This is a genomic window from Microseira sp. BLCC-F43 (assembly GCF_041929235.1).
GTDB lineage: Bacteria > Cyanobacteriota > Cyanobacteriia > Cyanobacteriales > Aerosakkonemataceae > Microseira.
The window spans coordinates 1-5,892 of record NZ_JBHFNP010000177.1 but is presented as its reverse complement, the minus strand read 5'-3'; the positions used below and the strand labels follow the sequence as shown (position 1 = coordinate 5,892).

General features: G+C 47.8%; 4 protein-coding genes. 3 read left to right on the top strand and 1 reads right to left on the bottom strand.

Features of this window, described 5'->3' with window-relative positions:
• The first annotated feature begins 799 nt into the window (after positions 1-799).
• From ACE1CM_RS25085 to ACE1CM_RS25075, 3 genes are all read left to right on the top strand, one after another.
• Complete coding sequence (locus ACE1CM_RS25085; RefSeq protein ID WP_374881441.1) at positions 800-1,135, top strand: hypothetical protein; 336 nt, start codon at positions 800-802, stop codon at positions 1,133-1,135.
• 517 nt (positions 1,136-1,652) lie between these two features.
• Positions 1,653-3,854 carry a peptidase domain-containing ABC transporter gene (locus ACE1CM_RS25080; RefSeq protein WP_374881439.1) on the top strand — a complete coding sequence of 734 codons (2,202 nt, stop codon included), beginning with the start codon at positions 1,653-1,655 and terminating at the stop codon, positions 3,852-3,854.
• Positions 3,855-3,881: 27 nt separating this feature from the next.
• Entirely contained in the window at positions 3,882-5,423 is a 1,542-nt protein-coding gene (locus tag ACE1CM_RS25075; protein WP_374881437.1) for an HlyD family efflux transporter periplasmic adaptor subunit, read from the top strand.
• Here ACE1CM_RS25075 and ACE1CM_RS25070 read toward each other — a convergent pair.
• On the bottom strand, positions 5,409-5,892 hold a 484-nt coding region (locus ACE1CM_RS25070; RefSeq protein ID WP_374881436.1), incomplete at its 5' end, for a DUF1802 family protein. The two genes, ACE1CM_RS25075 and ACE1CM_RS25070, sit on opposite strands and share 15 nt — an antisense overlap.

Genomic DNA, 5,892 nt, shown 5'->3' with positions numbered 1-5,892 from the left:
TCAGAGTTAATTTCTCAGAGTCAAACCCACGATTTTTCAGAGAAACCGGGTTTCTTTGTCCTTGGATGTAACTAGCAACTTGAGTTAATATCTTTTGGGAAGGAAATCTTGTGCGCCACGGCACCTAAGAGCTTCTCTTAGTGAACCAACCTTTGGAACCCCCCCTTTCGCGGGAGTCTGGTACCGCAAATTGCCCAAAAAATGACTGCGTTTGTGACTTCGCTTTGGTGCAATCGCTATATAAATTTTTGTAAATTTTTGCCAAATTGGCAACACAGCTAAGTCAAATTGGTTTTTAATTTTTGCATCAGGGTTTTTCCTTTGAATTCAAGAAATTTTGGCGTCAGAGGTGAGGGCGAATCATGGAAAATTCTCCTCACTCCTGAATGCCTACAGTCTTTCAAAAACAGGACTTACGCAGGTCGAAACCATCACCTTTGTTTCTTTGTAAATCTCTCCTTGCCAAACCAAGGATTTTTCGTAGAAACCCGGTTTCTTTGCGTAAATGCTGAAAAAGACGACTGTCTATGGCAAGTCAATTCTTGACATTTTTAAATTTTTGTTTCTAGTTTGCTCTTTTTTTGAGCCAATCAAGTAAAGTTTAGATGGGTCGAAAAGACCCTAATTAAACCCACTCATGTAACTGTTTTAAACGTTATCCGATTGGCGATATAACTAGGTAAGTTCTGTTTTTTAACGCTTTAAATAACTGTGTTTAGGTAGATATACTTAGTTAGCATTAGCTGAAAGGTGGGTGTGGCATTGTTGATATTTGAACGCAGAGAAGGAGGCCAATCAAATGACAAATAATTTGTGGAACGAACTGAACGACAAGCAGGCGGAAACAGTCGCAGGCGGACAAGAGCTGATGACAAAAGAGGCTTACTTGTATCAAGATCCGTACAGCTCTAGTGACCTAAATAAAGATGGTCAAATTAACCAGGTAGATGTTGTTTTGGGATTGGCATCAGGACAGTTCTCTTATCCACCAGTTGAGGTGAGTGGGAAATTCTTGAAAGATCCGTATAACAGTTCCATCCAACTGAAACAGCTCAATGACTACGGCTACTATAAACAGTACGTCTTTACATATCAGGTAGCGGTGAACCCCAGCGGCAATCTACGTCTAGTATAAAGACGTGAATCACAATCGGTTTTACGGTTGGAAAACCAGATATAAGGCGTGACTTGCCTCAATAAAAGTTTTAGCTAAATGCTGAAACTCTCGGTTAGCAAATTTCGCTACCTGACATCGCCAATGTGGCAGAATCATCTGACCCGGCGAAGTATGAACCCAACTTTGCCGGATCAGTTTTATAGCTAGGACTTACGCAACTGGCATATTTTTTCTGTCCGGGTGCGTGACGCGGCGAGAATATTTTCTCGTAGCAATGGGACTTGTAGCGTCACGCACCAACCACCGTTCGCGCAGCGTGCCGGAGGCATATTGTGACAGGCAGCTTTAGTCCTGATAGCGTTTTGCGTAGGTCTTGTGTACCTCACAAAGAGAGCAATTCGCTGTAGATTCCCGAGAAGTTTGCTGCCCCAGCAATTACAGTGGATTGCTGTTCGAGTGAAGTACAGCCTTTTGGCGCCTTTTGTGTAGCGGCACCCTTAAGGGTGCCCGCACACAGCTGTTGAAGGTATACCTCATGGGGCTGCAATCGGCTATATGGAGAGGAGATGAGCGGATTGGTGCGGCGTCTGCGATGAAATATCAAATTGTCCTGCAACACAGCGAAGAAGACTGTGGTGCCGCCTGCCTTGCTACCGTAGCCAAACACTACGGACGTACCTTTGCCCTCAGCCACATCCGCGAAGCTGTCGGTACAGGGACGCGAGGCACCACGCTCTTGGGATTAAGACGGGGGGCAGAAGCCTTGGGATTCAACGCCCGCCAAGTCCAAGCCACCGCTGAACTCATCGATAGACTCAACGAAGCCCCCCTGCCCGCCATCATTCATTGGAAAGGCAGCCACTGGGTCGTTTTATACGGTAAAAGGGGCAAAAAATACATCATTGCTGACCCCGCCATCGGCATCCGCTACCTCAAACGCCAGGAATTAATGGGGGGTTGGATGAATGGCGTCATGCTGCTGCTGATGCCCGATGAAACCCGCTTTTATCAGCAGCCAAATGACAAAATTGGTGGGTTTGGGCGCTTCCTGAAGCGAGTCTGGCCTTATCGCTACATCTTAGCCGAAGCAATAGGGATTAACCTCGCCGTTGGACTCCTCTCCCTCGCCTCCCCCATCATGATGCAACTCCTCACCGATGACGTATTGGTGCGGGGAGATATAGAACTCCTGACTAGCGTGGCGATCGGGGTCATTGCCATGAATCTGTTCAGGAGTATTATCGGGTTAGTCCAATCTCACCTGATCGGTCATTTTGGTCAACGGCTGCAACTGGGATTAACCCTAGATTATGGGTTTAAGCTCCTGCGGTTGCCCTTATCCTACTTTGATTCCCATCGCAGTGGAGAAGTAGTCAGTCGCATCTCCGACGTAAGAACGATTAACGCCCTCGTTTCGCAAATTGTCCTGGGTTTACCCAGCCAATTTTTTATTGCCCTCGTCTCCTTGGGGTTGATGCTGTTCTACAGTTGGCAACTCAGCGTCGCCTCCCTCGTCGCCTTTGTCGTCGTTACCCTGATCAACCTACTTTTCCTTCCCGCCTTGCGCGAAAAAACCCGCAGCGCAATCATTGAAGCGACGGAAAACCAAGGCTTTTTGGTAGAAACCTTTCGCGGCGCCCTCGTCCTCAAAACCACCCAAGCTACTCCCCAAGCTTGGGAAGAGTATCAGAGGAATTTTGGTCGCCTCGCCAATCTAGGGTGGGGAACAATGAAGTTGAATTTATACAGCAGTACCATCACGGGGATAATTTCTAACCTGACGACTGTTGGTTTACTTTGGTTAGGCAGCTACTTCGTGATTAATCGCACCTTAAGCATTGGTCAGTTGATTGCCTTTAATGGCATGAGTGGCAACTTTCTCGGCTTCCTGGGATCGGTGATTGGGCTAATTGATGAATTTATTACCGCCCAGATTGTGATTCAACGCCTCTCAGAAGTCCTCGATGCCACCCCAGAAGAGGAAAACGAAACACAAAAACCTTGGGCAACAATTACCGGCGATGCTGATATTATTTGCACCCACCTCAACTTCCACCACGCGGGAAGAGTTGACCTGCTAAAAGACTTCAATCTGATTATCCCAGGGGGTAAAGTAACGGCACTGATTGGTCAATCCGGTTGCGGCAAAAGTACCCTCGCTAAACTGATTGCTGGATTATATCCGCTGCGAGCGGGTAATATCCGCTATGGCATCTATAACCAGCAAGACCTCTCCTTAGAATGCCTGCGGCAGCAGGTAGTGCTGGTGCCTCAAGAACCTCACTTCTGGAGTCGCTCAATTTTTGATAACTTCCGCTTTTCCTATCCCCAAGTTACCTTCGAGCAAATTGTCAGGGCTTGCCAGATTGCCAGTGCTGACGATTTTATCAGCGAACTGCCGGACAAATATCAAACAATCTTAGGAGAATTCGGCGCGAATATCTCAGGAGGCCAAAAGCAAAGATTAGCCATAGCTAGAGCAATTGTTACCGACCCGCCAGTGCTAATTTTAGATGAATCCACAGGCGCTCTCGACCCCGTATTGGAAGCTAAGGTGCTAGATAAACTTTTATATTACCGACAGGGCAAAACCACCATTCTGATTAGCCACCGCCCCAGAGTCATCCTGCGTGCAGATTGGATCGTCATGCTAGTGCAAGGAGAGTTGAAATTGCAAGGAAGTCCAGAGGCGTTGCGTCAGCTTCCCGGCGAGCATTTGGACTTTTTGAACCCTTGAAACACAATTTTGGATTAAGGATCGGTTATGACCGCACCCAATTTGATTCCCAAACCACCCTCTCTAACTACCCCTTCCCCAGGGGAGGCTAAGGCAATTTTTCTCCATCCCGCCACCCCAGATGAATTCTTGCCCCCCATCAGTCGGTGGACAATTTTAGGAGGGTTGGTTCTCCTGGCAGCCTTCAGCTTTGCGATCGCCCTCGCCAGTGTCCTAAAATATAAAGTCAGCGTCAAAGCCCCTGCCGCGATTCGTCCTGAAGGCGAATTGCGAATTGTGCAGTCATCCGTTGAAGGAACCGTCAAAAGTATCAAAGTCGCAGCGAATCAGGTGGTCAAACAAGGGGATATCATTGCCGAGATTGACGATTCCCGCCTGCAAACTAAAAAGCGGCAATTGCAAGGAAATATCCAGCAAGCTACTCTGCAACTGGCTCAAATCGAAATCCAGGCAAGTGCCTTAGATAGTCAAATTGCCGCTGAAGCTGAACGCACCCAGCGTGCGATCGCCTCATTTCAAGCTGAACTCAGCCGCACCCAACGGGACTTAAAAGACAAACAAATCACCGCTGTAGCGCAAGCCAACGAAGCTGAAGCGAACTTAAGGATAGCACAAGAAGAATGGCAAAAAGCGCAGGCCGAGTTAACAGCAGCCAAAGCAGACTTAAAGTCAATCCAAGCTGCCTTAAAAGCAGTAACAGCCAAGCAAGACAGATATAAACCTTTAGCCGAAGCGGGCGCAATTTCTCTAGATAAATACCAGGAAGCACAACTAGCAGTAGAACAACAAGAACAGGCGCAAGAATCCCAAAAAGCAGCGATCTTGGCGAAACAACAAGATATTGAGCGGCAAAAACGAGCGGTTGAAGCTGCCGAATCAAGATGGCAAGGAACTCAAGCTGCCCTCAATCCCAGCGATGCAACTGTGACAATGGTAAAGGAGAAAATTGCCGCAGAAAGTGCTACGGGTAAAGCTACCCTCGCCAGATTAAAACAAGAACGAGAGCAATTAATTCAGCGAAAAGTTGAATTCCAAAATCAACTCAACCGCGATCGGCAAGAACTGCAACAATTGCAAATCGAACTCGCCAACACTGTGATTCGCGCCGTAGCATCTGGCACCATCTTGCAACTGAATCTTCGCAACACCGATCAAGTGGTACGTCCAGGGGATGCGATCGCCCAAATTGCTCCCAGCGAAGCGCCTTTGGCGATCAAAGCGATGGTATCATCTCGAGATATCGGCAAGGTGGAAACGAGCCAAACCGCGTATCTGCGGGTTTCTGCCTGTCCCTACCCCGACTACGGCACCCTCAAAGGCAAAGTTACCACCATTTCTCCAGACGCTATTAAGCCTCAAGGCAAAGACTCCAATACTGCACAAGCGAGTATTGCCGTTGCTGTTGATGCCGCCTACGATGTGACTATTGAGCCAGAAGCTCTGACTCTGAGTATTGGGGGACATCAATGTACTATTCAATCGGGAATGGAAGGTACAGCTGAGATTATTTCTAGAGAAGAGACGGTCTTACAATTCATTCTCAGAAGAGCAAGGCTACTGATCGGGTAAGCAACAGCTATCTGACTCTCTATGTTTAATCGCCTCGCGGATTTCCCCTACCTGTTGGGTATAGATTGCATCATCCAACACCGGCACGCTTCCGTCTAAAGAAATATCTTCAGCTAAATCGATCCAAGACTTGCAGCCGCCGTATTCCGGCAAGTACTGAATTTCCCGGACTTGAGGCAGCTTGTACGTCCTCAGTAATAATACGTACAGTGGCTGGCGCGGCTTCCATTTCAGGCGCGTGCTGACAAACTCCTCGTTCCAAATATGATACGGTAGCAACGCCGCCACAGTTTCCGCTGCGCTTACCTGAAAAATATCGGTAATTTCCGCCCAACTACCGATGCGAATCGTTTCCGGATGCCAACCCGATTCTACTGGTTGCACTCGTATTGCATAATCGGCTTTAAGCAGTTCAGCGCGTTGATGTTCAAAAGTCGGATAGAGCAAAACTCGGTTATGGGCAACTTTA

Excerpts from the sequence above, each read along its gene's own strand:
- ACE1CM_RS25085 (WP_374881441.1), top strand. The coding sequence starts at position 800 with ATGACAAATAATTTGTGGAACGAACTGAACGACAAGCAGGCGGAAACA.
- ACE1CM_RS25080 (WP_374881439.1), top strand. The coding sequence starts at position 1,653 with ATGGGGCTGCAATCGGCTATATGGAGAGGAGATGAGCGGATTGGTGCG.
- ACE1CM_RS25075 (WP_374881437.1), top strand. The coding sequence starts at position 3,882 with ATGACCGCACCCAATTTGATTCCCAAACCACCCTCTCTAACTACCCCT.